Origin of the sequence: Harryflintia acetispora (genome assembly GCA_004340125.1) — a bacterium.
Taxonomy (GTDB): domain Bacteria; phylum Bacillota; class Clostridia; order Oscillospirales; family Ruminococcaceae; genus Harryflintia; species Harryflintia acetispora.
This window is the reverse complement of the sequence record SLUK01000015.1, coordinates 22059-48046: the sequence shown is the minus strand read 5'-3', so window position 1 is coordinate 48046 and position 25988 is coordinate 22059. Positions and strand designations below refer to the sequence as shown.

At 61.5% G+C, this 25988-nt stretch carries 23 protein-coding genes; 6 read left to right on the top strand and 17 right to left on the bottom strand.

What is annotated here, in order from left to right:
- On the top strand, positions 1 to 2210 hold a 2210-nt coding region (locus tag EDD78_RS13395; RefSeq protein WP_132085271.1), incomplete at its 5' end, for an Ig-like domain-containing protein.
- 38 nt (positions 2211 to 2248) lie between these two features.
- Here the strand turns inward: EDD78_RS13395 and EDD78_RS13390 are convergent.
- The 6 genes from EDD78_RS13390 to EDD78_RS13365 all read right to left on the bottom strand — a co-directional run bounded on the left by EDD78_RS13390 (position 2249) and on the right by EDD78_RS13365 (position 10847).
- Positions 2249 to 4624: a glycogen/starch/alpha-glucan phosphorylase gene (locus EDD78_RS13390; protein WP_132085270.1), complete on the bottom strand. Its 2376-nt coding sequence runs from the start codon at positions 4622 to 4624 to the stop codon at positions 2249 to 2251.
- Between the two features lie 42 nt (positions 4625 to 4666).
- Positions 4667 to 6139: a 4-alpha-glucanotransferase gene (gene malQ / locus EDD78_RS13385; protein WP_132085273.1), complete on the bottom strand. Its 1473-nt coding sequence runs from the start codon at positions 6137 to 6139 to the stop codon at positions 4667 to 4669.
- A gap of 294 nt (positions 6140 to 6433) precedes the next feature.
- The gene (gene clpX, locus EDD78_RS13380) at positions 6434 to 7762 is read right to left on the bottom strand and encodes an ATP-dependent Clp protease ATP-binding subunit ClpX (RefSeq protein ID WP_079698409.1); all 1329 of its coding nucleotides are present in this window, start codon (positions 7760 to 7762) and stop codon (positions 6434 to 6436) included.
- Between the two features lie 111 nt (positions 7763 to 7873).
- A complete protein-coding gene (gene clpP, locus EDD78_RS13375; RefSeq protein WP_079698408.1) occupies positions 7874 to 8458 on the bottom strand; it encodes an ATP-dependent Clp endopeptidase proteolytic subunit ClpP in 585 nt (194 codons plus the stop codon).
- Positions 8459 to 8557: 99 nt separating this feature from the next.
- The gene (tig, locus tag EDD78_RS13370) at positions 8558 to 9964 is read right to left on the bottom strand and encodes a trigger factor (RefSeq protein ID WP_132085269.1); all 1407 of its coding nucleotides are present in this window, start codon (positions 9962 to 9964) and stop codon (positions 8558 to 8560) included.
- A 184-nt stretch (positions 9965 to 10148) separates the two neighbouring features.
- Complete coding sequence (locus tag EDD78_RS13365) at positions 10149 to 10847, bottom strand: metallophosphoesterase (protein ID WP_132085268.1); 699 nt, start codon at positions 10845 to 10847, stop codon at positions 10149 to 10151.
- A gap of 177 nt (positions 10848 to 11024) precedes the next feature.
- On the opposite strand from EDD78_RS13365, the gene EDD78_RS13360 reads away from it, so the two are divergent.
- Positions 11025 to 11189 (top strand): DUF1540 domain-containing protein, encoded by a 165-nt coding sequence (locus tag EDD78_RS13360; protein WP_117507923.1) that lies wholly within the window; start codon positions 11025 to 11027, stop codon positions 11187 to 11189.
- A gap of 148 nt (positions 11190 to 11337) precedes the next feature.
- Here the strand turns inward: EDD78_RS13360 and thrC are convergent, their stop codons facing one another.
- The 11 genes from thrC to EDD78_RS13305 form a co-directional block, all read right to left on the bottom strand.
- A complete protein-coding gene (thrC, locus tag EDD78_RS13355; RefSeq protein ID WP_132085267.1) occupies positions 11338 to 12831 on the bottom strand; it encodes a threonine synthase in 1494 nt (497 codons plus the stop codon).
- 39 nt (positions 12832 to 12870) lie between these two features.
- A complete protein-coding gene (locus EDD78_RS13350) occupies positions 12871 to 13809 on the bottom strand; it encodes a dipeptidase (protein ID WP_132085266.1) in 939 nt (312 codons plus the stop codon).
- A gap of 14 nt (positions 13810 to 13823) precedes the next feature.
- Positions 13824 to 14228, bottom strand: coding sequence for a YraN family protein (locus EDD78_RS13345; RefSeq protein WP_079698404.1), 405 nt, complete (start codon positions 14226 to 14228; stop codon positions 13824 to 13826).
- Between the two features lie 3 nt (positions 14229 to 14231).
- Entirely contained in the window at positions 14232 to 14873 is a 642-nt protein-coding gene (rnhB, locus tag EDD78_RS13340; protein ID WP_132085265.1) for a ribonuclease HII, read from the bottom strand.
- An 18-nt stretch (positions 14874 to 14891) separates the two neighbouring features.
- Positions 14892 to 15761, bottom strand: coding sequence for a ribosome biogenesis GTPase YlqF (ylqF, locus tag EDD78_RS13335; protein ID WP_132085264.1), 870 nt, complete (start codon positions 15759 to 15761; stop codon positions 14892 to 14894).
- A 42-nt stretch (positions 15762 to 15803) separates the two neighbouring features.
- On the bottom strand, positions 15804 to 16388 hold the full coding sequence (gene lepB / locus EDD78_RS13330; RefSeq protein WP_132085263.1) for a signal peptidase I: 585 nt from the start codon (positions 16386 to 16388) through the stop codon (positions 15804 to 15806).
- Between the two features lie 212 nt (positions 16389 to 16600).
- On the bottom strand, positions 16601 to 16945 hold the full coding sequence (gene rplS, locus EDD78_RS13325; protein WP_079698400.1) for a 50S ribosomal protein L19: 345 nt from the start codon (positions 16943 to 16945) through the stop codon (positions 16601 to 16603).
- Between the two features lie 297 nt (positions 16946 to 17242).
- Positions 17243 to 17899, bottom strand: coding sequence for a TIGR03936 family radical SAM-associated protein (locus tag EDD78_RS13320; RefSeq protein ID WP_165873237.1), 657 nt, complete (start codon positions 17897 to 17899; stop codon positions 17243 to 17245).
- Positions 17896 to 19728 carry a TIGR03960 family B12-binding radical SAM protein gene (locus tag EDD78_RS13315; protein ID WP_286170909.1) on the bottom strand — a complete coding sequence of 611 codons (1833 nt, stop codon included), beginning with the start codon at positions 19726 to 19728 and terminating at the stop codon, positions 17896 to 17898. The genes EDD78_RS13320 and EDD78_RS13315 overlap by 4 nt, the downstream gene beginning before the upstream one ends.
- A 116-nt stretch (positions 19729 to 19844) precedes the next feature.
- The gene (locus tag EDD78_RS13310; protein WP_132085261.1) at positions 19845 to 20420 is read right to left on the bottom strand and encodes a site-2 protease family protein; all 576 of its coding nucleotides are present in this window, start codon (positions 20418 to 20420) and stop codon (positions 19845 to 19847) included.
- Between the two features lies 1 nt (position 20421).
- Complete coding sequence (locus tag EDD78_RS13305; protein WP_159448911.1) at positions 20422 to 21273, bottom strand: M23 family metallopeptidase; 852 nt, start codon at positions 21271 to 21273, stop codon at positions 20422 to 20424.
- A 614-nt stretch (positions 21274 to 21887) separates the two neighbouring features.
- Here EDD78_RS13305 and potA point away from each other — a divergent pair.
- From potA to EDD78_RS13285, 4 genes are read left to right on the top strand one after another with little or no spacing between them, the layout of a single operon-like run.
- Positions 21888 to 22931 (top strand): spermidine/putrescine ABC transporter ATP-binding protein, encoded by a 1044-nt coding sequence (potA, locus tag EDD78_RS13300; RefSeq protein ID WP_132085260.1) that lies wholly within the window; start codon positions 21888 to 21890, stop codon positions 22929 to 22931.
- 3 nt (positions 22932 to 22934) lie between these two features.
- Complete coding sequence (locus EDD78_RS13295; protein ID WP_079698396.1) at positions 22935 to 23753, top strand: ABC transporter permease; 819 nt, start codon at positions 22935 to 22937, stop codon at positions 23751 to 23753.
- Positions 23750 to 24568: an ABC transporter permease gene (locus EDD78_RS13290; protein ID WP_079698395.1), complete on the top strand. Its 819-nt coding sequence runs from the start codon at positions 23750 to 23752 to the stop codon at positions 24566 to 24568. The genes EDD78_RS13295 and EDD78_RS13290 overlap by 4 nt, the downstream gene beginning before the upstream one ends.
- Positions 24565 to 25785 carry an ABC transporter substrate-binding protein gene (locus EDD78_RS13285; RefSeq protein ID WP_132085259.1) on the top strand — a complete coding sequence of 407 codons (1221 nt, stop codon included), beginning with the start codon at positions 24565 to 24567 and terminating at the stop codon, positions 25783 to 25785. Before EDD78_RS13290 ends, EDD78_RS13285 begins: the two co-directional genes overlap by 4 nt.
- The last annotated feature ends 203 nt before the right edge of the window (positions 25786 to 25988 follow it).

The following is a 25988-nucleotide window of genomic DNA, read 5'->3' as shown; positions in this document are numbered from 1 at the left end:
CGGAGACGGAAGCGATCACCGTCAAGCTGGGCAACAACAATCCGGACCTGATCACCGGCTTCACCGTCGCCGCCGCCCCGGCGGGCGGCGGCGAGGCCCTCTACGGCGTGCGGCAGGGGGCGGGCTGGGACTACAGGATTCCTTTCTCCGCCCCGCCCCAGGAGGACACCGACTTCACCATCACCGTGACCTCTCAAAGCAGCGCCCCGGGCTTCCACGAGGCCGGGGTGAAGGAAACGGTGATGACCTACAACGCGATCAAGAGCCTGACGATCAGGAGCGGGGATACCGACGCGACCGGGAAAACCCTCTACCTGCAAACGAACAACGCCCAGGGGCGGCAGAGCGTGCAACTGACCGTCAGCAAGAATGGCAGCACAAGCAGTACCGGCCCGACCGGCCATCCCTACATGAAGGCGAACGGCTACGCCGAACAGGTCCTCTGGACGAGCAGCAACGAGGCCGTCGCGTCGGTGGACAGCACCGGCCTCATCACCGCCCACACCGGCGGGACGGCGACCGTCACCGCCAGCGTCTACGGCGGCAAGGTAAAGGCCGCCTGCACGGTCAACGTCTCGGCGGTGACGGGGGTGTCGCTGAGCCACACCGCCTATACCCTCTTCACCGGCGGCACAGCGGCCGAGACGCAGTTTACCCTCTCGGCCGCCCTGACGGGCGGGGTATCCAGCGACGAGCTGGAATGGACGAACAGCGATCCCGGCGCCGCCGCGATGACAGTCTCTGCGGACGGGCACAGCGCCACCATCGCCGCCAGCGGCAAAACGGCGGGCAGCACGACCATCACCGCCCATATCAAGGGGGCGCCGGATACGGCGCAGTACAAGGCCAGCTGCACCGTCACGGTGGTGACCATCGGCAGCGTGAGCGTCAGTCCGAATAGCTATACGATTTACACCCTGGGGGAGCCGAGAACGGTGCAGCTTGCCGCAACCGTTACGCCCAACGCCGCCCCGGTCTGGAGCAGCAGCAACCCGTCCGCCGCGACGGTCAACCAGACCGGACTGGTGAGCGCGGTTGCGCCGGGGAGCACGACCGTCACCGCGACGGTGGGCGGTAAAAGCGGGAGCAGCACCATAACGGTCAAGGACAAGATTCCCGTGGCCTCGGTAACGGTCAGCGGTACCAATTCGCTGGTGCGCACCAGCGACAAAACCACCGTCACCACCCAGCTTGCGGCGACGGTCAAGCCGGACAATGCGCACTTCAAAGCGGTGAGCTGGGCCAAAACAGGTGGCAGCGCCAGCATCAACATCAACGCTTCCGGGCTGGTGACCGCCACCGCGGCGGGCAGTGCCACCTTCACCGCCACTGTGGACGGAATGACCAGCGCCCCCTACTCCGTTACCGTCACCGACCAGGGCCCGACCGGTATCGTCATAGGCAAGACGGCAGCGACTTTTAAAGTGGGAGAGAACACCACTGTCAACGCGGCCGTCAGCCCATGGAACGCGTTGAACACCAATATCAACTGGTGGAGCGACAACCCGGCGGTCGCAGCGGTGAGCGCCGGGTCGACGGCAAACAACGGGACCATTACCGTTTACGGCGTCGGCGCGGGAACCGCCAATATTTACGCCCAGGCACAGGGGAACACCGGCTTCTACCAGACCATGTCTGTGACCGTACAAAAACCGGTCATTATAGACGACAGCGGCAACGCAATGGACGAAGGAAAAACGGTAACCTGGGGCGGCAAAAGCTGGTGGGTCGTCGACGATGATGGAAGTCCGTATGGCGGCAATTCCGGTTCTGTCGTTTTGCTGGCAAATTTCGACTATTACACTGGAAAATACGGCAGTTTGAACAATTATAGCACCAGTTTGGTACGGACCCAGTGCGCCAATTTTTATAACGGTTTGACGGCCGCGCAAAAGGAAAAGCTCTCTGCACATAAATATGTAGGGGACTATGCCTGGTTACCGAGCGCTTACGAAATATATGGAAGCAGCAGGCCGAGCAACTCCACCGATGCATATACAGAGACAAAACAATTCAGCTATTTTATAAATAACGGCGTAACGGCAAGCAATTACAGTGCGGTCAAGACGGTGTTCGGAAGTACCGGCTACAGATGGATTCGTTCCCCGCGAAGCTATGTCATATGTGTCGTCGGGCCAAACGGCGAATTAACCAGTTCGTCCCTCACGGCATCTCTTCCCATGCGTTTTTGTATCATCCTCAATCCATGACAGTAAAAAGCGCCCCGCAATCTTGCGGGGCCTCTTTCTTACTTGACCGGTTCAATCTTCCAAATATCCCTGGCGTATTCGCGGATGGTCCGGTCCGACGAGAAGCGCCCGGCGTTGCAGAGATTATACCAGCAGCGGCGGCTAAAGGCCAGCCGGTCGCGGTAGTCGCGATTGGCCGCCAGCTTCTTTTCCTGATAGTCCAAAAAGTCGCGCAGCAGGAAGTAGTTGTCCGCCCGGTGCCAGCTGGCCCCCTCCAGAATCGAGCGGTGCAGCTCGGCGAACTCCCCGTTCCCGCTGTCCGAAAAGGTGCCGTCGATCAGGGTGTCCAGCACCCGCCGAATGCGCGGCTGCTCCTCGTAGATGCGCTTGGGGTCGTAGCTGTCCCGGATCTCGTCGAGCTGCTCGACCCGCGCGCCGAAGATATAGTTGTTTTCCTCCCCCGCGGCCTTTACGATCTCGACGTTCGCCCCGTCGTAGGTGCCGAGGGTCACCGCGCCGTTTAACATGAACTTCATGTTCCCGGTGCCGCTGGCCTCGGTCCCGGCGGTGGAAATCTGCTCGGATACGTCGGCGGCCGGGATCAGGCGCTCGGCATAGGAGACGTTGTAGTTTTGCACAAAAACGATCTTCAGCTTCCCGTCCATCTCGGGGTCGCCGTCGATCATTTTGGCGATCTCGCAGATAAAGTGGATGATCGCCTTGGCGCGCACATAGCCGGGCGCCGCCTTGGCGCCGAAAATAAAGGCGGTGGGGGTGAAGTCCTGAATCCGCCCTTCCTTAAGGCCATAGTAGATGTCCAGGATGGACAGGGCGTTTAAGAGCTGCCGCTTATATTCGTGCAGGCGCTTGACCTGGATGTCGAAAAGGAAGTTTTCGTCCAGGCGTATCCCCTCCTGCCGCTCGATGAAGCCTGCCAGCTGGCGCTTCTTCTCCCGCTTGATGACCGCGAACTCGCGCATCACGCCCTCGTCCTGCGCATAGCGCTCCAGCTCTTTCAGCCGCTCAAGGTCGCGCACCCACGCCTCGTCCCCGAGCAGCCGGGTGATCAGCGCGGAAAGCTCGGGATTGCACAGCCGCAGCCAGCGCCGCTGGGTGATCCCGTTGGTCTTGTTCTGGAAGCGCTCAGGGAAAAGCTTGTACCAGTCGTGGAGCACTGTCTCTTTGAGGATTTCGGTGTGGAGCTTTGCAACCCCGTTGACGGTATGCCCGACATAGACGGCCAAATTGGCCATCTGCACATAGCCGCCGCGGATGATCCGGTAGCGCGCCGCTGCCATCGGGGAGAGCCCCCGCCCCGCCAGGTCGCGGGCGCGGTGCTCGTCGATCATCTCGATGACGGCGAGCACCTGCGGGCAGGTTTCCCGCAAAAGGGAGCACTCCCAGCTCTCCATCGCCTCGGGCATGACGGTGTGGTTGGTGTAGGAAAAGGTCTCCTGCGCCACTGCAAGGGCGGAGAGGAAGTCGAGCGAGCGCTCCATCAGCAGCCGGATGAGCTCGGGGATGGCGATGACCGGATGGGTGTCGTTGAGCTGCAAGGCATACCACTTGCCGAAGTCATGATAATTCTCCCCGTGCGCGCGGGCGTAATCGCGCAGCATGCTCTGCAGCGAGGCGCTGCAGAAGAAGTACTGCTGCCCCAGGCGCAGCAGCTTGCCCTCGCGGGTGCTGTCGTTGGGATAGAGCACCCGGGAAATGTCCTCCGCTTTATTCTTGCAGCGCACCGCCTCGTCGTAGTGCTGGTCGTTAAAGAGGGTGAAGTCGAACTCCTCCACCGGTTCGGCCTGCCACAGGCGCAGGGTGCCCACATTGTCGGTACCCCAGCCCAGGATGGGCATGTCGTAGGGCACGGCGTTGACCACCTGGTCCCCCAGCGTCACCTGCACCGTATCCTGCTGTCTTCTCACGCTCCACGGGTCGCCGAAGCGGGTCCAGTCGTCGGCGGCCTCCTTCTGGTACCCGTCTACGAGCTGCTGGCGGAAGAGCCCGTAGCGGTAGCGGATCCCGTACCCGTCCAGCGGCAGGTCCAGCGTGGCGGCGCTGTCCAGGAAGCAGGCCGCCAGCCGCCCGAGGCCGCCGTTGCCCAGGGCCGCGTCCTCGATCTCCTCGAGAGCCCCGATATCCGCGCCCGCCTGCGCGAGCAGCCCGGCCACCTCGTCGAGGACTCCCAAGCAGAGCAGGTTGTTATAGACCGCCCGGCCGACCAAAAATTCAGCCGACAGATATCCGGCCCGGCGGACCTGATCCCGTTTTTGCAGGCTCGCCCGCCAGTCGGAATAGAGCTGCTCCATCACCGCCTCGCCCAGCGCCTCGTGCAGCTGCCAAGGCGCCGCCTCCTCGATCTCGCAGCGGTATTCCCGGTGCAGGTTCTGCCGCAGCGCCTGCAAAAAGCCTTCCTGATCAAAATGATCCAGCATTATAATATCCATTCCTTTCGTGGGGATTTGTTGTTGTCGAAACTATCTTCCGTAAAGCCGCGTCATCGCCCGGATTTCCCGCGCCAGGGCGGCGCTGAGCTCCCCTTTTTGCAGCCGCCAGCACCAGTTCCCCCCCAGGGTGGAGGGGATGTTGATCCGCCCTTCGCTGCCGGTCCCCAGCCAGTCCTGCATCTGGGTCACGCAGAGGTTGGCGCTCGAAGCGATCCCCGCGCGGATGAAGCCGCGCGTATAGCCCTCCCGGTGGTCCAAGTGCAGGTATCTCTTACAAAAGCGCACCTGCTCCGCCGGGGAGGTCTCAAACCAGCCGCGCACCGTGTCGTTGTCGTGGGTGCCGGTGTAGACCACGCAGTTTTTCTCGAAGTTGTGGGGCAGGTAGTCGCTGTCCCCCTTCGGGTCGAACGCGAACTGAAGCACCTTCATGCCGGGATAGCCGCTTTGGCGCAGCAGCTCGTGCACTGCCTCGGTGAGCAGCCCCAGGTCCTCGGCGATGATCGCCTGCTCGCCGAGGCTCTGGCGGATCGCCTCGAAGAGGGCGATCCCCGGCCCCTTGCGCCAGATGCCGTGCTCGGCCGTACCGTCGGCGGCGGGGATGGCGTAGTAGCTCTCGAAGCCGCGGAAGTGATCGATCCGCACCACGTCGTGAACCGAGCAGACGGCGCGCACCCGCTCGATCCACCAGCCATAGCCCTGCTTTTGCAGCGCCTCCCAGTCATAGAGCGGGTTGCCCCAGAGCTGGCCGGTCTTTGAGAAGGCGTCGGGCGGGCAGCCCGCCACCTCCACCGGGGTGAGATCCCGGTGGAGCGAGAAGAGCTGCGGGTTCGCCCAGACGTCGGCGCTGTCCAGCGCCACATAGATCGGGATGTCCCCGATGATCTTAATCCCCCTGCGGTTGGCATAGCCCTTGAGCGCGCGCCACTGGCGAAAGAAAAGGTACTGCAGGTAGGTCCAGAACTCGACCTCCCCTTTCAGCTCCCGGCGCCAATACTCGAGCGCCGCGGGCTCGCGGGAGCGGATGTCCGCATCCCACTCCTGCACCGGCGCCTGGCCGAAGCGGTACTTGAGCGCCATGAAGAGCGCGTAGTCGGGCAGCCAGTGCGCGTTCTCCTGCTCGAAGCGGGCGATACGCTCCCGCTCGCGCAGAAATCCCCGCTCGTAGGCCTTACGGAGCAGTCCGAACCGCCCGTCGAAGAGCGCCTTGTAATCCACCCGCCCGGGGTCGCTCCCAAAGTCGCAGGCCGCGCACTCCTCTCTTGTGAGCAGCCCGTCGCGCACCAGCAGCTCGAGGTCGATGAAATACGGGTTCCCCGCAAAGGTGGAGAAGGACTGATAGGGCGAGTCGCCGTAACTCGTCGGCCCCAGGGGCAGGATCTGCCAATATTTTTGCCCGGCCGCCGAAAGAAAATCCACAAACCGGTGCGCTTCCTTCCCCAGCGTGCCGATCCCATACGGCGAGGGGAGCGAAAAGATGGGGAGCAGAATCCCGCTCGCTCTCATAAAAATCATCCCTTTTGCCGCTTCGCGCCGGCAAATATTTTAAGGAAAACGCCCGTCTCACCATGCGAAGCAAAGGTTGGCAAGACGCCGTGCGTCGTTTTCATCCTATTATAGCCTTCCCGCTTCCCCTTGACAAGATTTCCGGGCGTTTCCGGGAATTGATGCAAAATATTTTACAGATAATGGTAAATTAACAGGCGCAGCCAAAGTGGCCGCGCCTGTCATAAAAATTGTCACGTAGAATAAAAGGGGATCAGGAGCAAGTGCCGTTTTGTAGAAATGACACGCACCCCGTCAGCTGGCGCTCTCCTTCTCCTCGAGCTTCTCCTTGCTGACCGTCAGCTTGTTCGAGCGGATGATCGTCTCGCTCTTGACCACCTTGGGCTTGCCGGTGCCGAGCACCGCCTCGGGGGTGATGGTGATCTGGGAAATGGTCGGATCGCTGGGGGCGTTAAACATAATTTCGCCCAGCACGCCCTCCATGATCCCACGCAGCCCTCTGGCGCCCGTCTTGCGCTGGATGGCGGCCTTGGCGACCTCGCGCAGGGCCTTCTCCTGGAATTTGAGCTCGATCCCGTCGAGCTTGAGGAGCTTTTTATACTGCTTGACCATCGCGTTCTTGGGCTTGGTGAGGATCTTGACCAGCGCCTCCTCGTCCAGGTCCTCGAGCGTGGCGATGACCGGCATGCGCCCGACCAGCTCGGGGATCAGCCCGTATTTGACCAGGTCCGCCGGAACCACCTGGCGCACCAGCTCGTCGCGCTCCCTGGAGCGGCTGTCCACCACCGTGCCGCCGAAGCCCAGCGACTTCTGGGCGACCCGGCGCTCGATGTTCTTTTCAATCCCGTCGAAGGCGCCGCCGCAGATGAAAAGGATGTTGGTGGTGTCGATCTGGATGAATTCCTGCTGCGGATGCTTGCGCCCGCCGGTGGGCGGGACGTTGGCGACGGTCCCCTCCAGGATTTTGAGCAGTGCCTGCTGCACCCCTTCGCCGCTGACGTCCCTAGTGATCGAGGCGTTCTCGCTCTTGCGGGAAATCTTATCGATCTCGTCGACGTAGATGATCCCGCGCTGGGCGCGCTCCACGTCGTAGTCGGCGGCCTGGATCAGGCGCAGCAGGATGTTTTCCACATCCTCGCCCACATACCCCGCCTCGGTGAGGGTGGTCGCGTCGGCGATGGCGAAGGGCACGTTGAGGGTGCGCGCCAGCGTCTGGGCGAGCATGGTCTTGCCCACGCCCGTCGGCCCGAGCAGCAGCACGTTGCTCTTGCCCAGCTCCACGTCGTCCTGGCCGCCCAGGAAAATCCGCTTATAGTGGTTGTAGACCGCCACCGACAGGGCCACCTTGGCCCGATCCTGCCCGATGACGTATTCGTCGAGCGCCGCCTTGATCTCGGCGGGCTTTTGGATGACGATCTCCTCGGGCTCCTGGGCCTTTTCGTCTTCGCGCGCGCGCGCGTCGGCGTAGTCGTCGTCCTCCTCGAGGATCCCCAGGCACAGCTCGACGCACTCGTTGCAGATGAAGACCCCCGGCCCCGCGATCATCCGCGCGACCTCGGCCTGCGTCTTCCCGCAGAAGGAGCAGCGCATCATCCTCTGCCCGGTCTTGTCGTTGTTCGGCATCGTGTTTCCTCCAATTAAAACAGGGTTGCGGGGAAGCTGATTTTCCCCAGACAAACGAGGAACAGGAAGCGCCCTTGCGGCCGCTTCCTGCAGGTACTCGTTTTTGATTCGTCAGGCACGCTTGACCATGACCTTGTCGATCAGGCCGTACGTTACGGCCTCCTCGGCGGTCATGAAATTATCCCGCTCGGTGTCCCGCTCGATGACCTCGAGCGGCTGTCCGGTCGCGTCGGAAAGCATCTGATTGAGCTTGCGGCGCATGTTGATCAGCCTCTCAGCGTGGATCTTGACGTCGCTCGCCTGCCCCTGGAAGCCGCCCATGGGCTGGTGAATCATGATCTCGCTGTTGGGCAGCGCAAACCGCTTGCCCTTGGCCCCGGCCGTCAGCAGGAAGGAGCCCATCGAGGCGGCCATGCCGATACAGGTGGTGGACACGTCGCACTTGACGTAGTTCATCGTATCGTAGATCGCCATGCCGGCCGTGACCGACCCGCCCGGGCTGTTGATGTACAGGTTGATGTCCTTATCCGGGTCCTGACCCTCCAGGTACAGCAGCTGCGCCACCACAATGCTGGCGCTCGCATCGTTGACCTCTTCGCAGAGCATCACGATCCGGTCGTTGAGAAGTCTGGAAAAAATGTCGTATGACCTTTCGCCGCGGTTGGTCTGTTCAATGACCATCGGCACTAAGCTCATAACAATACACCCCTAATCCTTAAAATAATTGTTGCCGCCGATTGCCTTCCCGGAAAGCGCTTCCCTCAAACAAATACACGTTACGCTTAACGTGTGGCGTTACGCATTCTCCTCGTCCGCCTTCTTGGCGGTCTTCTTACGGGTGGTCTTCTTGGGCGCCTCGCCCTCGTCGTCCTTGGAAGCCTTCTTCGCCGCCTTCTTCTGTGGCTTTTCATCGGCCGCCTCGGCCTCTTCCACCGGGATCGCGCTGTCGCGGATGAGGTCGATGGCCTTGGTCACCGCCACGTCGTGGATGATGTCTTTTTCACCGATCATCTTTTTGATCTCGTCGGCTTCCTTCTTGTACTGCTCGGCGAGCTTCTGATACTCCGCCTCGATCTCCTCGGCATTCGGCTCGATCTTCTCGAGCTCGGCGATCTTTTCGAGCGCCAGCGAAATCTTTACCCGGCGCAGGGCGCCGTCGCGGAAGGACTCGCGGAAGGTCTCGCTCGTCTGGCCCATATACTGCAGGTACATCTCCATCGGGATGCCCTGGCTCTTGAGGCGGTACTCGTACTCGCGCATCATGTCGTCCATCCTGGCGGCGACCATCTCGTCGGGGATTTCGCCCTCGAGCTGCTCGACCACCTGGTCGATGACCTTGTCCTCGAACTCCTCCTGCGCGCGCTCGTCGGCCGCCTTCTGCAGCTTCTCCTTGGTGTCCTTTTTCAGCTCTTCGAGGGTATCGAACTCGCTGACGTCCTTGGCGAACTCGTCGTCGAGCTGGGGCAACTGCTCTTCCTTGATCTCATGCAGCTTCACCTTGAAGGTGGCGTCCTTGCCCTTTAGATCCTCCTGGTACTCCTCGGGGAAGGTCACATTCACGTCGAACTCCTCGTTCACACTGTGCCCGGCGACCTGGTCCTCGAAGCCGGGGATGAACTGCCCGCTGCCGAGCTTGAGGCTGTAATTTTCGCCTTTGCCGCCCTCGAAGGCGACGCCGTCGACAAAGCCCTCGAAGTCGATCACCACGGTGTCGCCCTCTTTGGCGGCGCGGTCCTCGACCGTGAGGATGCGCGCGCCCCGCTTGCGCTGACGCTCGAGCTCGTCGGCAACCTCGTCGTCGCTGACAGTCTTGACGGTTTTCGGCGCTTTTATGCCCTTGTAGCCGCTGATTTTCACTTCCGGCTTGTTGATGACAACAGCCTTGAAGGTGAACCCATCCTTATCCACCGCGGTGATTTCAATCTCGGGGTAGGCCACCGGCTCGAGCTTCGCCGCCTCGACGGCGTCCTCATACGCCTTGGGGTACAGCTCGTTGACCGCATCCTCATAGAACATCCCCTCGCCGAACATCTTCATGACGATCGAACGGGGCGCCTTGCCGCGGCGGAAGCCCGGCACATTGAGCTTGGGCGCGCGCTTCTTGAAGGCACGGTCCACGGCGGGGGCAAATTCCTCGGCGCCGACCTTGACCTCGAGCTCATATTTGTTGGTCTCGATTTTTTTTGACGAAGTAAGTTCCATTACCTCTTTCCTCCTGTGTATACCATTTATAATCTGTACAAGATTATTTTTTACTATCCCCAAAAGGTCTTTTTTCGCCAAGGCGCAAACAGACCCGGAACTATCTTATCTAGTTTAGCATATCCCCGCGCCGTTTGCCAGCCTTTTTTTCTAAAAATTCAGAAAACATGCAGGGTTTTGCAGGCTATTTGCCGCTTAGCGGGACCAGATGGGGGCAAAAGCGCAGATAATCCGCCGAGATCAGCTTGAACGTGATCCCCAGTTGCTCCCCTTCCAGCGCCCAGGCGCAGCCGGCGGAGTGGATGTGCCCATAGTAGCACCGGCGCACTTCATAGCGGCGCAGCACGTCGAGAATTTCGACGCTGGTCTCGTTGCCGTAGAGGGGCGGATAGTGCAAAAAGGCCACCCGCTCGCCCGGTTCCTCCCCGGCCGCCTTTAAGGACAGCTCGAGCCGGGTCGCCTCGCGGGCCGTAATCTTGCGGTCGTGCTCCTGCCCGTTTTCAAAAATCCATCCGCGCGAGCCGCACAGCCACAGCCCCTCGACGAGGCTGGCGCTGTTGTGCAAAAAGGAAAGCGAGCGAATCCCGTTTTCCTCAAAAAAGGCCTCCATCTTTGCCCTGGTGGTCCACCAATAGTCGTGGTTGCCCTTGAGCAGCAGCTTCTTCCCCGGCAGCGCGTCGATGAACTGAAAATCGCGCAGCGCCTGCTGCAGGCTCATTCCCCAGGAAATGTCCCCCGCCAGCACCACGGTGTCCTCTTCCCGCACGGTGTTTTTCCAGTTTTCCTCAATGCGGGCGACGTAATTTTCCCAGCCGGGAAAGATGTCCATCGCCTTGTCGGCGCCCAGGGAAAGATGCAGGTCCCCAATCGTGTATATCGCCATAAAGCCCCCTGTAAAACCCGGGAAACGCGGCGCATATCCGGCGCCCCCGGTACAAATACTAAGCAATGCGGCTCCTGCCGCCAGATAACGGATATGTCCCCTTTGCGTCCCTATCCAGCCGCGGCTGAGTATGGACGCGGACATCTTTCTAGGCAAAAAGGAAAAGGAGTGTTTTTGATGGAACAGCGTCCCCAGAACTACCTGCCGGGAATCAAGTGCGAAGTGAAGAACTGCAAGTATAACGATGCGCATTGCTGCACCGCCGAGGAGATCCGCGTCGCGCCGCAGCACGCCTGCTGCGCCGCGGACACCGCCTGCGCCACCTTCAAGCCGGCCGAGTAGCCTTTTTACCTCTCACCCAAAACCCGCACCCGGCCCTGGATGCCGGCGTGCGCCGCTTGACCGGTACGGTCGAGCCGCATTCCCGGCGCAATGCGCCGGGAATGCCCGCTTTCTGGGTGCATAGCACCCAGAAAGCGCGTACATAAAATTAAATGCCGAGCGTTTCACAGACAAAGCCGGCCATGCCGCCGCGCTCACAGGAGCGCGAAAAACGCACCGTCTTCCCGCGCAGCGCCGCGATCGGCTGCGGCACGGCAACGCCGGTATGGCGGCAGAGCGCGTCGGCCGGGGCGAAGAGGTCCTCCCCCTCTGCCTCGAGCCCCAGCGCTTCGCAGACGCTGTCCGCAAACTTATAGGCCGAGGCGGTGGAGACGATCAGCGTCTTGCGCTCGTCCGGAGTGCTGCGGCGGTACTGCTCACAGACGTCGAAGGCCACCGCCGTGTGGGTGTCAATCAGGTAGCAGTACTGCTCGAAAACCGAGCGGATGGTCGCCTTGGTTTTTTCATCACTGCAGCAGCCGGCGAAAAATTCGTCCTGCATGCGCGCCTTCATTTGCGGCGGCACCGCATAGCGCCCCTCGCTTTGCAGCGCGGCCATCAGCGCGCGCACCTGCTCCCCGTCCCGCCCGCCGAGCTCGAAAAGGAGCCGCTCGAGGTTGGAGGAGATCAGAATATCCATCGAGGGGGACAGGGTGGCGAAGAAGTCGCGGTTGCGGTCGTACACGCCGCTAGCGAAGAAGTCGGTCAGCACGTTGTTGCGGTTGGACGCGCAGATCAGCTTCCCGATCGGCACCCCCATGCGCTTGGCGTAGTAGGCCGCCAGGATATTCCCGAAGTTCCCGGTGGGCACCGCCACGTTGATCTCGTCCCCCAGGGCGATCTCCTCGTTTTGCACCAGGTCGCAGTAGGCGCTGACGTAGTAGACGATCTGCGGCAGCAGGCGGCCCCAGTTGATCGAGTTGGCGCTCGAGAAGCGCTTCCCCGCGCGTTCCAGCCGCTGCGCGAGAGAGGGGTCGGTGAAGATTTCCTTCACCCCGCTCTGGCAGTCGTCGAAATTGCCCCGCACCGCGCAGACGCCGACGTTCTCCCCCTCCTGGGTGCGCATCTGCAGCTTCTGGATCTCGCTGACCCCGTCCTCGGGATAGAAGACCAGGATCCTGGTGCCGGGCACGTCGCGAAAGCCCTCGAGCGCGGCCTTCCCGGTGTCCCCCGAGGTCGCCACCAGGATGACCACCTCGCCCTCCTGCCGGTTCTTTTTCGCCGACACGCTCAGCAGCCGGGGCAGAATCTGCAGCGCCATATCCTTGAAGGCGCAGGTCGGCCCGTGCCAGAGCTCGAGCACATAGGTGCTGTCATCCAGTTTGGAGATCGGCGCGGGCAGGTCGTTTTCAAAACGTCCGCCGGTATAGGCGCCGCTGACGCAGTCGAAAATTTCTTCTCCGCTGAAATCCCCGAGGAATTTGCCGAGCACCAGCCTTGCGCGCGCGCAGTAGTCCAGCGCGCAGCAGCGGGAAAGCTCCTCGTCGCTGAGCGTGGGGACCGTTTCGGGCACGAACAGCCCTCCCTCGGCGGACAGCCCCTGCAGGATCGCGCCGCTGGCGGTACGCACCGCCTTCTTGTCGCGCGTACTGATGTAGTTCATCATCATCATTCCTTTCCCGGGAGTGTTGCATCTAACGAATCAAAGCTCGCCCGCAAGCAGGCGCTCGAAATAGCCGTAGGCGTTCCAGTAAAAAATCTTGTCCGCCAGCTCCCGCCCAAAGCCATTGTCCAGCAGGGCCTGGTAGAAATTTTTGAGCTTGCGCGGCCGGTCGATGATCTCCTCGATGTCCGCCCCGTCGTAGTCGCTGCCCAGCGCGAGCACATTCTCCCCGCCGAGCTGCAGCAGATGGTCCAGGTGGGCGAGCATCTGATCGAACGTCGCCCCCTCGCCGCCATCGGCGATAAACTGGTTATAGAAGTTGAGCCCCACCACCCCGCCGCGCTCGGCGATCCGGCAGAACTGATCGTCGGTCAGGTTGCGCGGGTGGGAACAAACGGCCCGGGAATTCGAGTGCGAAGCGAAAACCGGCTTTTCGGTTGCCGCCAACACGTCGTAAAAGCTCTCATCGTTGAGGTGGGAGACATCCACCGCGATCCCGAGGCGCTCCATCTCATGGACGGCCTCTTTGCCGAAGTCGGTCAGCCGCCCGTCGTCCATCACCCCGCCGGCGAGCTCGTTGTTGCCGTTCCAGGTCAGGGTCACCGAGCGAACCCCGGCGTTATACACCTGCTCAACCATCCCGAGCTCCCCGCCGTAGACGCAGCCGCCCTCGACGGCCAGGATGGAGGACATCCCGCAGCGGTCCCGCGCCTTCTGCAGCGCAGCAAGGTCGGGCACGTCGTAAAGGCGCGGCCCGAGGTGCTCGAGCTGGCGGCGGTAATAGGCGTGGTGGGCGCCAAAGAAGGATTGCGCGCGCTCCCCGCGCACCTCGTCCGGGATAAATACCGCATAGAGCTGGACGTAGCTGTCGAAGCCGTCCGCGTCCCCGAGTCTCAGCTGGCAGTTTTCGTTATCCAGATCCCACCCCTTTTTCTTGCAGACGGTCAGGGTGTCGCAGTGCATGTCGAATACCCGCATGAAGCACTCTCCTTTTAAAACAGCGTGATGTCGTCCATGGTATAGGCGTTGGGATAATAGTGGAAGCCGCAGACCGAGAAATGCGCTCCCTCCATGAGGATCACCTCGGCGATGTCGAAGCGGGGCTGCAGCCCGCCGACGTCGTATTCCTCCAGGAACTGCTGGGCGCCGAAGATGATCCGCTTGCGCTTTTGGTTGTTGACCGTGCTGACCGGCTCGACGAGGTAGCCCGCCGTGCGGGTGCGCACCTCGACAAAGGCGAGATAACCGTCCTTCTCGGCGATCAGGTCGATCTCGCCGAAGCTGTTGTGCCAGTTGCGCTCCACGATCCGGTAGCCGTCGTCCTCCAGAAAGCGCAGGGTGTATTCCTCGCCCAGCCGGCCGCGTTCCCGCCTATATCCCCGTGGTCTGTTTGCCACCTGTCATCCCTTCTTTTCACCCTCGAAAAATTTCTTTAGAAAGCTCATCCGGTGGATCGGGGCGGGCCCGAACTGGCGCAGGCGCTCATAGTGCGCCTTGGTCGGATAGCCCTTATGACGCTGCAACTCATACTGCGGGTACTCCTGCGCCAGCCGCAGCATATACCGGTCCCGGCTGACCTTGGCCAAGATCGAGGCCGCCGCAATGCTGGCGCTGCGCTGGTCCCCCTTGACGATGGTCAAAGTATGCTCGCAGGGCAGCTGCGGGTCCTGGTTGCCGTCCACCAGCACCAGGTCGGGCGCAACGCCGAGCCCCTCCACCGCCCGGCGCATGGCCAGGAAGGTGGCTTGCAGAATGTTGTATTTGTCGATCTCCCGCTCGTCGGCGCTGGCGACACAGTAGGCGGCCGCCTGCGCGCAGATAATATCGTAGAGCTCGTCGCGTTTCTTTTCGCTGAGCTTCTTCGAGTCGTTGAGCCCTTCTATTTCCAGTCCCTTAGGCAGGATGACCGCCGCGGCGTAGACCGGCCCGGCCAGCGGGCCGCGCCCGGCCTCGTCCACCCCGCACACCGCCAGAAAGCCGGTGCGGTAGGCCTCCCGCTCATATTGGTAGAGATCAAACTCGAGCTTGGTACTGCTTGCCATAGCGTCCTCCTCCCCGCGTCACGGCCGCTCGAGGGATACCTTCCCCATCACGCCGCCGCGGAATTCGTCGAGCAGCATGATCGCCGCGCGCTCGGTGTTGACCACCCCGCCCGGCATGAGCATGCCGCGCTTGCGGCCCACCGCCTCGAGCAGGGTGTAGCCGTCCGCCCCCTCCAAGGAACCGGGCTCGAGCTTGTAGCGCTCGCAGAGCTGCTGCGGATAGTCCCTTGCGAGCAGCTCGAGCAGCCGCACGGCCAGCAGCTCGATATCCAGCACGTCGTCCTTGATCGAGCCGACAAAGGCCAGGTGCTCGGCCACCGCCTGGTCCTCGAATTTCGGCCAGAGCACGCCGGGCATATCCAGCAGCTCCATCCCGTTTTGCAAGCTGACCCACTGCTTGCCCCGCGTCACGCCCGGGCGGTCCTCCACCTTGGCGCGCCGGGTGCCGCAGAGGCGGTTGATCAGCGAGCTCTTGCCCACGTTCGGGATCCCCACGATCATCATCCGGATCGGGGAGCCCTGCATCCCCTTTTTGCGCCGGCGCTCGGTCAACTCGCGCAGCGTCTCCTCCACCGCGCCGGTGAACTGCGAAAGCCCCTTTCCGCTGCGGCAGTCGGTCGGGATCGCCACGATCCCCTTTTTTTTGAAATAGGCGCACCACTCCGCCGTCACCCGCTCGTCGGCGCTGTCCGCCTTGTTGAGCAGCACCAGGTGGGGCTTGTTTCCGATGATCGCATGCAGCTCGGGGTTCCGGCTCGCGCGCGGGATGCGCGCGTCGATGAGCTCGACCACCACGTCCACCAGGCGAAGGCTGTCCTTCATCAGGCGGCGGGTCTTGGCCATATGCCCCGGGAACCACTGGATCGAGGGTATCTGCGACTGTGCCATAATATAAGCCATCCTTATCCTAAAATGAGTATGTGGGCGCGATCAGACTCCCGCGAAGGTCCCGCCCGCCGAATGGCCGATCGGGCCGATGTTATCCACCGGCAGCAAACGGAAGATGGTCTTCCCCATGATGTAGCGCGTGTCGATCAGGCCGATGTGCGCATCCCGGCTGTCCGAGGACTCGTTTCGGTTGTCCCCCATGGCGAACACCTCGCCCTCGGGCACGGTCAGCGGATAGTCAAGGCCCTGCGGGGGCTGGTAATGGGTGAGGTCGTTGATATAGTCCTCTTTGAGCTCGGTCCCGTTGACGGTGACCTTGCCCCTGTCAAAGTCGATGTCCACCGTGTCCCCGCCGGTGGCGATCACCCGCTTGATCAGCGGGGAGGAAATCTCGTTGGGCTTGGTGATCACCACGATGTCGCCCTTTTGGGGTTCGTAGAACATGTGGGTGGAAACCAGGAAGTCGCCGTCGGTCAAGGTCGGGAACATCGACCAGCCGTCCACGCGCACCATGCGGAAAACGAAGGTGCAAAGCAGCACCACCGTCACCGCGGCAAAGATGAGCATCTCCAGGTATTCAAAAACCGCGAGGCTCGTTCCCCCCGCAACGTCTTCTTTGTTCTGCATGCTGATAACCATTCCTTTCCCGAGGACCGGCGCCCCGGCAATCCTCTTGAAGTGACAGAAAATCCATTTTACTATTATAAACCGTTTGGGCCAAATTGTACAGTTCCCCGCCGGTAAAATCTTCTGTTTCCTGAGGGGGACGCACATCCGGGCGCCCGGCCCATACAAAAACAAAAAGGGCCCGAATGGACCCTTTCTGGCTGCTGTTATAATTAGCGGATCTGCTCCTTGACCTTGGCGGCCTTGCCGACGCGGTCCCGCAGGTAGTACAGCTTGCTTCTGCGCACCTTGCCGTGGCGGATGACCTGGATGGAATCCACGTTGGGGGAGTGAAGCGGGAAAACCCTCTCCACGCCGCAGCCATGGGCCACGCGGCGCACGGTGAAGGTCTCGCTGATGCCGCCGTGCTGGCGGGCGATAACGGTCCCCTCGAAGGCCTGCAGTCTCTCGCGCTCGCCTTCCTTGATCTTGACCTGGACCCGGACGGTGTCACCGACGTGAAACTCCGGTACCTCGTTCTTTAAGCTGTCCTGTGCAATCAGTTTCAAAGCATCCATTCTTAATGCTCCTCCTTATTATTCAGACATTCATTCTCACGCTACACGGTGGCCGCACCCTTCGGCGGCGGGCGACTTACACGGTCTTATCAGAACCGCCGGCCCCTTGCACAAGGCCGTCTGCGCCGGTGACAGAGGACTGTCCGCTTTAATGTCATTGCCGGTATCGGCAAGGCACTAAACCCCTTTACGCAGAAAAACTGCGCAACGGAATCTCACATGCCTAACTATAATAGCACACTTTTCAGAGCCGCGCAAGGTATTTTTTGGAGTTTCCCCAAAAATTTCTGGTTTCTCTCAGCAAAATTCCCGCCCGCCGGCCAGCACCTGTACGCGCAGGTAGGATACCCCCTCGGGCTCGTAGCCGTACCGCGCGCAGAACAGGTTTATGGGCAGGGTGGGATTGATGTTGAGCGTACTGCCGCTGGTGCAGCGCAGCCGCAGCGCGAGGATATCCTCCCCCTGCGGGGCGCAGCGCAGAAGCTCCACGTTCGGGCGCAGGTCCACCGTGGCGACCCCGCGCTTGGTCTTTTTTTCCACCATCAGCGCGGGCTCGGCCATCAGCGCCTCGAGCTGTTCCTTCGCCTTTTTGGCGCCGCCGGGGACCTCTGCCGTGATCTCATAGATACAGTCGGTGATCTCCTTAACATCCATCTCCGGGGGCGCGGCCTTAAAGACCGTGAGGCCGGGGGGCATCTGAGCGTCCAGCCGCGCGACGACCTCCTCCATCGGGAGCTCCTCGGTCAGGCGGATGTCCATGATTTCGTAGTCGCTCTCAAACCCGAGCGAGAGGGGCAGCGCGAAGGTGAGGTACATGTGCGGGTTAAAGCCCTGGGTATACCAGACCGGCAGCCCCGAGCGCTTGAGCGCGCGCTGCATGAGCCGGTTCATATCGAGGTGGGAGATATACTTGATCCTGCCCCGCTTCTTATAAAATATCCGGATGTCGATCAAAAGCAGCTCCCCCCTATCAGCTTGTTCGCCCCGCAGCCCGCGCACTGCGCGCGGCAGTTGGGCGTCGGGGTCCCGGCATGGGCCAGCTCGTTTTGCCGCTGCAAGAATTCTCTGGTGACCCCGTAGTCGAGATGGTCCCAGGGCATGAGCTCGTCAAAGCCCCTCTGGCGGTTGGCATAGAAGGCCTCGCTGAGGCCCGCGCGGGCCATCGCCTCATGCCACGCCCCCACCCCGAAGCGGTCCTCCCAGCTCTCGAGGTAGTGCCCTTGGCGGTAGACGTCCACCAACACGGGGGCCAGCCTGCGGTCCCCTCTGGCCAGGATCCCCTCGACGTGGCTGACGTCGCTGTTGTGCCACTTGAGGGTGATCTTGCGGGTCTTGATCTGCTCGCGCAGGAAGCGCTGCTTCGCGATCAGCTGCTCGGTGGTGTCCTGCGGCTCATATTGAAAGGGGGTAAAGGGCTTGGGCACAAAGCTCGAAACGCTCACCGTCACATTGACCGCCTTGCCCTTGGACTTGGTGGGCAGGGAGTAGTAAAGATCCACGATCCGCTGGCTCAGGTCGATGATCCCCCCCAGGTCCTCCTCGGTCTCGGTCGGCAGGCCGATCATGAAATAGAGCTTGACCGAGGTATAGCCCCCCTCGAAGGCGGTGCGGCAGGAGGAGAAGATCTCCTCCTCGTCAATGTTCTTGTTGATCACGTCCCGCATGCGCTGGGTGCCCGCCTCGGGGGCGAAGGTCAGCCCGCTCTTGCGCACCCGGTCGATCTTCTCAAGCAGCCCGGGCGAAAAGGTGTCGATCCGCAGCGAGGGCAGCGAGAGGTTGATCTTCTCTTGCTCGGTCCAGTCGAGCATGCTGTCGAGCAGCGGCTCGATCTCGCCAAGATCGCTCGTCGAGAGCGAGGTCAGGCTGATCTCCTCAAACCCGGTCGAGGAGGTCAGCGCCTTTGCGTCCCCATCGAGGGTCGCGGCCGTCTTTTCCCTAAACGGACGGTAGATGAACCCCGCCTGGCAGAAGCGGCAGCCCCTGATACACCCGCGCAGCACCTCGAGCATGGCCCGGTCGTGCACCGTGCTGATGAAGGGGACGATGAACTCCTTTGGATAGAAGACCTTGTCCACGTCCCGGATGATCCGTTTGGTGACCGTCGCCGGCGCGCCCTCGCGCGGGGTGACGGCGCGCACGGTGCCGTCGCCGTGATATTCCACGTCGTAGAGGGAGGGCACGTAGACCCCTGGTATCTGCGAAGCCCTTCGCAGATACTCCCGCCTCTCCTGCACCTCGCGGTAGAGCGCGCACAGCTCGAGATTGACCTCCTCCCCTTCCCCGAGGATGATCAGATCGAAAAAGTCGGCGACCGGCTCGGGGTTGCACGCGCACGGCCCGCCCGCGATCACGATGGGGTGCCGCTCGTCCCGCTCACGGGCGTAGAGCGGGATGCCGCCAAGGTCGAGCATCGCCAGGATGGTGGTGTAGCTCATCTCATATTGCAGCGTAAAGGCCACGAAATCGAAGCCCAGCAGCGGGTCCCGGCTCTCGAGCGCGAAAAGGGGGATGTCCAGCCCCTTCATCTGCTCGACCATGTCGGTGTCCGGCATGAAGGCGCGTTCGCACCAGATATCCGGCTGCGCGTTATAGAGGCTGTAGAGGATTTTCATCCCCAGGTGGGACATCCCGACCTCATACAGGTCGGGGAAGCAGAAGGCGATCCGTATGGCCACCTGCGCGGGGTCCTTGATGACGCTGTGCAGCTCGCTGCCGATATAGCGCGCGGGCTTTTGCACCCGGCGCAGCGCGCGCTCGATTTTCTTCTCCAAAGCTTCGTTCAAAACGATACCTCATTTTCCAAGGCCGGCAGGGGCCTTTTACTTCCATAGTTTCTAATTATACAATATTGGTCGGCGCCGCGCAAGAGCCCGTCCGCCCCGGAGCCGTAGCAAGGCGTTCAGAGCGCCTCTTCCCCGCCCTTCAGCAGCACCGCCAGCAGATAGAGCGCGCAGGCGAGCAGGGTCCAGTTGTGATAGGCCCACACGAGCCAAATCGCCCCGGCGAAGGCGGCGCCGAGGCAGAGCAAAGAAACAAGCGAACAGGCGGCCTTCGCCGCGCGCGAGCGGCCAAGGGCCCTGGCGGCGTTCCCGCCGTCGAGCGGGGGGATGGGGATGAGGTTATAAGCGCCGATCACCAGGTTATAGACGCCGAAAATGATCATCGGGTCATAGAGGTAGAGGATTCCCCCTATCAGCAGGTTGCAAACCGGCGCGCTTAGATACACCGCCGCGCGCCGCACACGGCTGAGCGTATACAAGTCGCACGAGAGGCGCACGCCGTAAAGATGCAGCTCGCACCCGCAAACCTTCGCCCCGCAAAGGCGCAGCACCAGCAGATGCACCCCCTCATGCAGCAGGATGGTGCCAAAGAGGGGCAGCACGATGAAGCTGCGGTCCAGCAGCACAAAGAGGGTGAGCGCCCAGAGGAACCAGAAGGAGACCTTCACCCGGGTGTTCCCGACATAGAACTCCATTTCAGCCCACCGAGGCGCTGCGGTAGGGCAGCAGCTGGACCATCGGGTCGTAGCACAGGTTGTCCTGCCGCACTTCGAAGTGCAGGTGGGGTCCGGTCACGTTCCCGGTCTGCCCCACCAGCGCCAGGCGCTCCCCCTGGCGCACCCGCTCCCCCGGCTGCGCGATGATCTCGGAGCAATGGGAATAGGTGGTCATCAGCCCGTTTGCGTGGGAGAGGTGGACGAAATTGCCGTAGCTCTCGCTGTAGCCGGTATCCTCCACCACCCCCGGGAGAGAGGCCAGGATGGGGGTCCCCTCGGCGGCGGCGATGTCGAGCCCGGTGTGGAAGTCCACGCCCTCCCCGGTCGGGTTTTCCCGCCAGCCGAAACCGGAGGTCACCCGCCCCGCGACGGGGGGCTTCGGCTGGGCTGAGAGGAGGAGCGGGGAGAAGCTCACGCTGCGCGGGCGCTGGTAGGCCCCGTCCCCTCCCTGCAGAACGCCGGGGAAGGAGCCGCCCCGCGCGCCGCTCTCGCGCGGCAGCAGCAGCCCGGCCGGGCCCAGCGACAGGAAGCTGACCGCACCGAAGGAGGAGAGGTCGAACTCAAAATTGCCCGAAAAGATGTCCTCCAGCGTTTTGTAGTCCAGCACGGTGGAAACCGACTCGCTTTTCCCCCCCAGCAGCAGGTCCCCCAGGCGCCGGATGTCCTCGAACACTTTCAGCCCGAAGTGCTTGCAGAGGAACACCGCGCCCAGCAGCAGGAGCACCATAATGATCTGGAAGGTGAGAAAGTTTGCCTGCCGCTCGGCTTTGGAGGCTCCCTCCCCCTCCCGCCGCGCGCGCTGGTAGTGCTGGTATCTCGATCTTGCCGCCATATTTTTTGCCGCCCCTTTCATCTGCCTTTGCATTCACCCTAATCTTATGCGCCGGCGGGTGCAAACATGACAGTCTGTCCGGTTTCGTCCCTTCGCATCTCCCCCGAGGAAAATGAAGAATGGCGGAGCTATTCCGTGATCCTTGCATGATTTATAGATTCCCGGCGGGAAAACCACGGGAATCATGGATAAATCATCAAAAACAGCGGGTTTTTCGGAAAATTTATTGACAAACAGCATTTTTCTGCTATAGTGATATACGTTGCCTTCGCCCGTTTGGGCGGGCAATACACATGTCCGGGTACGCCGCCTAACAACGGCCCCGCACTTTTGCGGGGAACGATTAGAAAATCGCCGAGCTGGGAAGTCTCTTTAAGGAGAGTGCTGCAAAGCTTCCCCGGCGACCACCTTTTGCGGGAAGCGGTGTCAAGAGGGCGTGTGGGTTGGCAAGTCCGGGAGGGATTTCCTTTCCGGGGAAGCGGCAAAAAAGCGGGCGACCGCGAGCCGCTTCTAAAAGTTTATCCGTTTTAAAAAACGGATCAAATGAGATGCGCGAAAGGCTTCGTCAGGGCCGGCGCATTGCTGACTAAAAACCGCAAAGGGGGACTACCAACATGAACGATGTCCTGATCGACATCAAAAACGCTGTCGTGGAATTTGACGGGGAGCGGGTTTTAAACGGCCTGAACCTTCAGATCCATGACAAGGAATTTGTCACATTTCTGGGGCCGTCCGGCTGTGGGAAAACCACGACGCTGCGGATCATCGGTGGATTCATCGAGCCTCTGGAGGGTGACATTTTTTTTGACGGCAAGCGGATCAACGCCCTGCCGCCCTACAAGCGCGCGGTGAACACCGTGTTCCAGCGCTACGCGCTCTTCCCGCATCTGAACGTGTACGAGAACATCGCCTTCGGGCTGCGGCTGAAAAAGCTGCCGGACAGGGAGATCGCCTCGCGCGTTGGCGAGATGCTCGAAATGGTCAACCTGCGCGGGTTTGAAAAGCGCGGCGTGGGCCAGCTCTCGGGTGGGCAGCAGCAGCGCGTGGCGATCGCGAGGGCCCTGGTCAACTATCCGCGGGTCCTGCTGCTCGACGAGCCGCTCGGTGCATTGGACCTCAAGCTGCGCAAGGAGATGCAGGGCGAGCTCAAACGGATCCAGCAGGCGATGGAGATCACCTTCATCTACGTCACCCACGACCAGGAAGAGGCGCTGACCATGTCGGACCGGGTGGTGGTGATGAAGGACGGCGAAATCCAGCAGATCGGCACGCCGCAGGACATCTACAACGAACCGGTCAACGCCTTTGTGGCCGACTTCATCGGCGAGAGCAACATCATCGACGGGATCATGATCCACGACTTTTTGGTGGAGTTTTGCGGGGTCAGGTTCGAGTGCGTGGACAAGGGCTTCGGCGAGATGCAGCGCGTCGACGTGGTGGTGCGCCCCGAGGACGTCAAGGTGGTTTCTCCCGAGGAGGGTCAGCTCTCCGGCGTGGTCGAGTCCATCCTCTTCAAGGGGGTGCACTACGAGATCACGGTGGGCGCGCACGGCTTTCGCTGGATCATCCACTCCACCCTCCCGCAGGAGGTGGGCAGCTTCGTCGGGCTGCGGGTGATCCCCGAGGACATCCAGATCATGCACAAGATGGAGGAATGAGCGATGAGCAAAGCGAAATACGCCGCCCTCCCCTACCTTGTCTGGATGGTGGTCTTTACCATCATACCCATGCTGCTGATCCTGGTTTTCGCATTCACCACCCCCGACGGCGGCTTTACCATTAAAAACATATCGGACGTCGGCAAGTACACCGACGTCATTATGAAATCCATCTGGCTGGCGGCCATCGCCACCGCGGTCTGCCTTCTGCTCGGCTACCCGCTGGCCTATATCCTTTCGCGCCAGAGCGCGCGCTCCCAGCAGATCGGCCTCATGCTCATCATGCTGCCAATGTGGATGAGCTTCCTGCTGCGCACCTTCGCCTGGATGACCCTGCTGGAAAAGACCGGGGTGATCAACCGGGTGCTCGGGATGATCGGCCTTGGGCCCTTCGAGCTGATCAACACCTCGGGCGCGGTGGTCCTGGGGATGGTTTACAACTACCTCCCCTTCATGATCCTGCCGCTGCACTCGATCATGGTCAAGATCGACCATTCGGTCATCGAGGCGGCCCAGGACCTGGGCGCGGGCTCGATGAAGGTCTTCTCCAAGGTGGTCCTGCCCCTGTCCATGCCGGGGATTTCCAGCGGGATCACCATGGTCTTCGTCCCGGCGGTGAGCACCTTCATCATTTCAAAGATGCTCGGCGGCGGCAGCAACCTGATGATCGGCGACCTGATCGACATGCAGTTTTTGGGCAATGCCTACAACCCGCATCTGGGCAGCGCCATCTCGCTGGTGCTCATGGTGATCGTCCTGCTGTGCATGAGCGTGATGAACCAGTTCGACGACTCTGAGGAAATGGAGGGGATGCTCATATGAAACGGCATAAGGGTCTTTCCCGCCTCTACACCGGGGCGATCATGGTCTTTTTGTACCTGCCCATCCTGGTGCTGATCGTCTTCTCCTTCAACCGCAACAAGTCGCGCGGCGCCTGGACCGGCTTCACCTTTGACTGGTATCTAAAGCTCTTCCACAACGACGCCATCCTCTCCGCCTTCGGCAACACCCTGATCGTGGCGGTGGTCTCCTCGGTCTTCGCCACCCTGATCGGCACGGCGGCGGCCATCGGCATCTACAGCATGAACAAGTGGATGGGCCGCGCGGTGCGCACCCTGACCTATATCCCGATCATGAGCCCCGAGATCATCATGGGCGTCTCGCTGATGATGCTCTTCGTCCTCATGCGCACCAAGATGGGCGTGCCCATCCAGATGGGGCTTTTAACCCTCATCCTCTCGCACATCACCTTCAACATCCCCTTCGTCATCTTCAACGTCCTGCCGAAGCTGCGCCAGATGGACAAGAACACCTATGACGCGGCGCTCGACCTCGGCTGCAACCCCTTCCAGGCCTTCTACAAGGTGGTCATCCCCGAGATCATGCCCGGGATTATGGCGGGCTTCCTCATGGCGGTGACCTATTCGCTGGACGACTTCGTCATCAGCTACTTCACCTCGGGCCCCACCTCGCAGACGCTGCCCATCGCCATCTGGGGCCAGCTGCGCCGCCGGGTCAGCCCCGAGATGAACGCCCTGTCCACCATCATCTTCGTGGTGGTGCTCTTAGCGCTGCTGCTGGGGAACCTCTCCTCCATCCAAAAAGAGCGCCGGGAGAGAAAGGCGGTGCGCATATGAAAAGGAAAAAACTGCTGTGCGCTCTCGCCGCCTGCCTGCTGGCGCTAATCCCGTTTAACGCCTTCGCGGCCGGGGAGGACGGGGAGTACGACATGGCGTACTACGGGCAGTTTGCGGGGCAGAACGCCTCGATCAACGTCTTCAACTGGGGCGAGTACATCTCGGACGGCAGCGACGGGGCGCTGGACGTGAACAAGGCCTTCGAGGAGCTGACCGGGATCAAGGTCAACTACTCCACCTTCGCCACCAACGAGGAGCTCTACTCCAAGCTCAAGGGCGGCGGCGCGCAGTACGACGTCATCATCCCCTCCGACTACATGATTGCGCGGATGATCGCCGAGGATATGCTCGAGGAGTTGGATTTTGAAAGTATCCCGGCGTTTGAGAACATCGACGAGCAGTACCGCAACCCCGAATATGACCCCGAGAACCGCTACAGCGTCCCCTACACCTGGGGGACGGTGGGGATCATCTACAACATCGGCACGGTCGAGGAGCCGGTGGACAGCTGGTCCATCCTCTGGGATGAACAGTACCGCGGGGACATCCTGATGTTCTCAAACTCCCGCGACGCCTTCGGCCTGACCCAGAAGCTGCTGGGCTACTCGCTGAACACCGAGGACCACGACGAGCTGCGCGCGGCCTGCGAAAAACTCAAGGATCAAAAACCGCTGGTGCAGGCCTACGTCATGGACGAGATCTTCGACAAGATGCTCTCCGGCGAGGCGGCCATCGCCCCCTACTATGCTGGGGACTACCTCATCATGGCCGAGGACAACGAGGATCTGCGCTTCTCGATCCCCAAGGAGGGAACCAACCTCTTTGTGGACGCGGTGTGCATCCCGAAAGGGGCCGCCCACAAGGCCGCGGCCGAGCTGTACATCAACTTCCTGTGCGAGCCCCGGGTCGCGGCGGACAACATCGAGTACATCGGCTACTCCACGCCGAACAAAGCGGCCTTCGAGCTGCTCGACGAGGAGGTCCAAAACGACCCGGTCTGCTATCCCCCGCCCGAGGTGCTGGAAAATACCGAGCCCTTCCTCGCCCTCTCGCCCGAGACCAGCCTGCTGCTCGACAGCCTCTGGACCGAGGTGCTCTCGACCGACAAGGGCTACAACAAATGGATCATGCCGGTCTTCGTCGTGGTGGCCGTCGGTTTTTCGATCGGGATCAACCTCGCCAGGCGGTACCGCAAAAAGAAGGATTCCCCCTATTGATGAAAGCGAGACTGAAAAAGCCCCCGGCCGTATGGCCGGGGGCTGACTGTTATAGTTTACAATTGAAATGCCGGGAAACCCTCAGGCACCGACGGGGCCATGCCCTTCCGGAGCGATGGGTTACAGACAATCTTTCGCCGCAGCAAAAGGAGCGGCCGCGCAGAGAACGGAAGGAGTCATATTCTTTGGGGCAAAGCATGGGA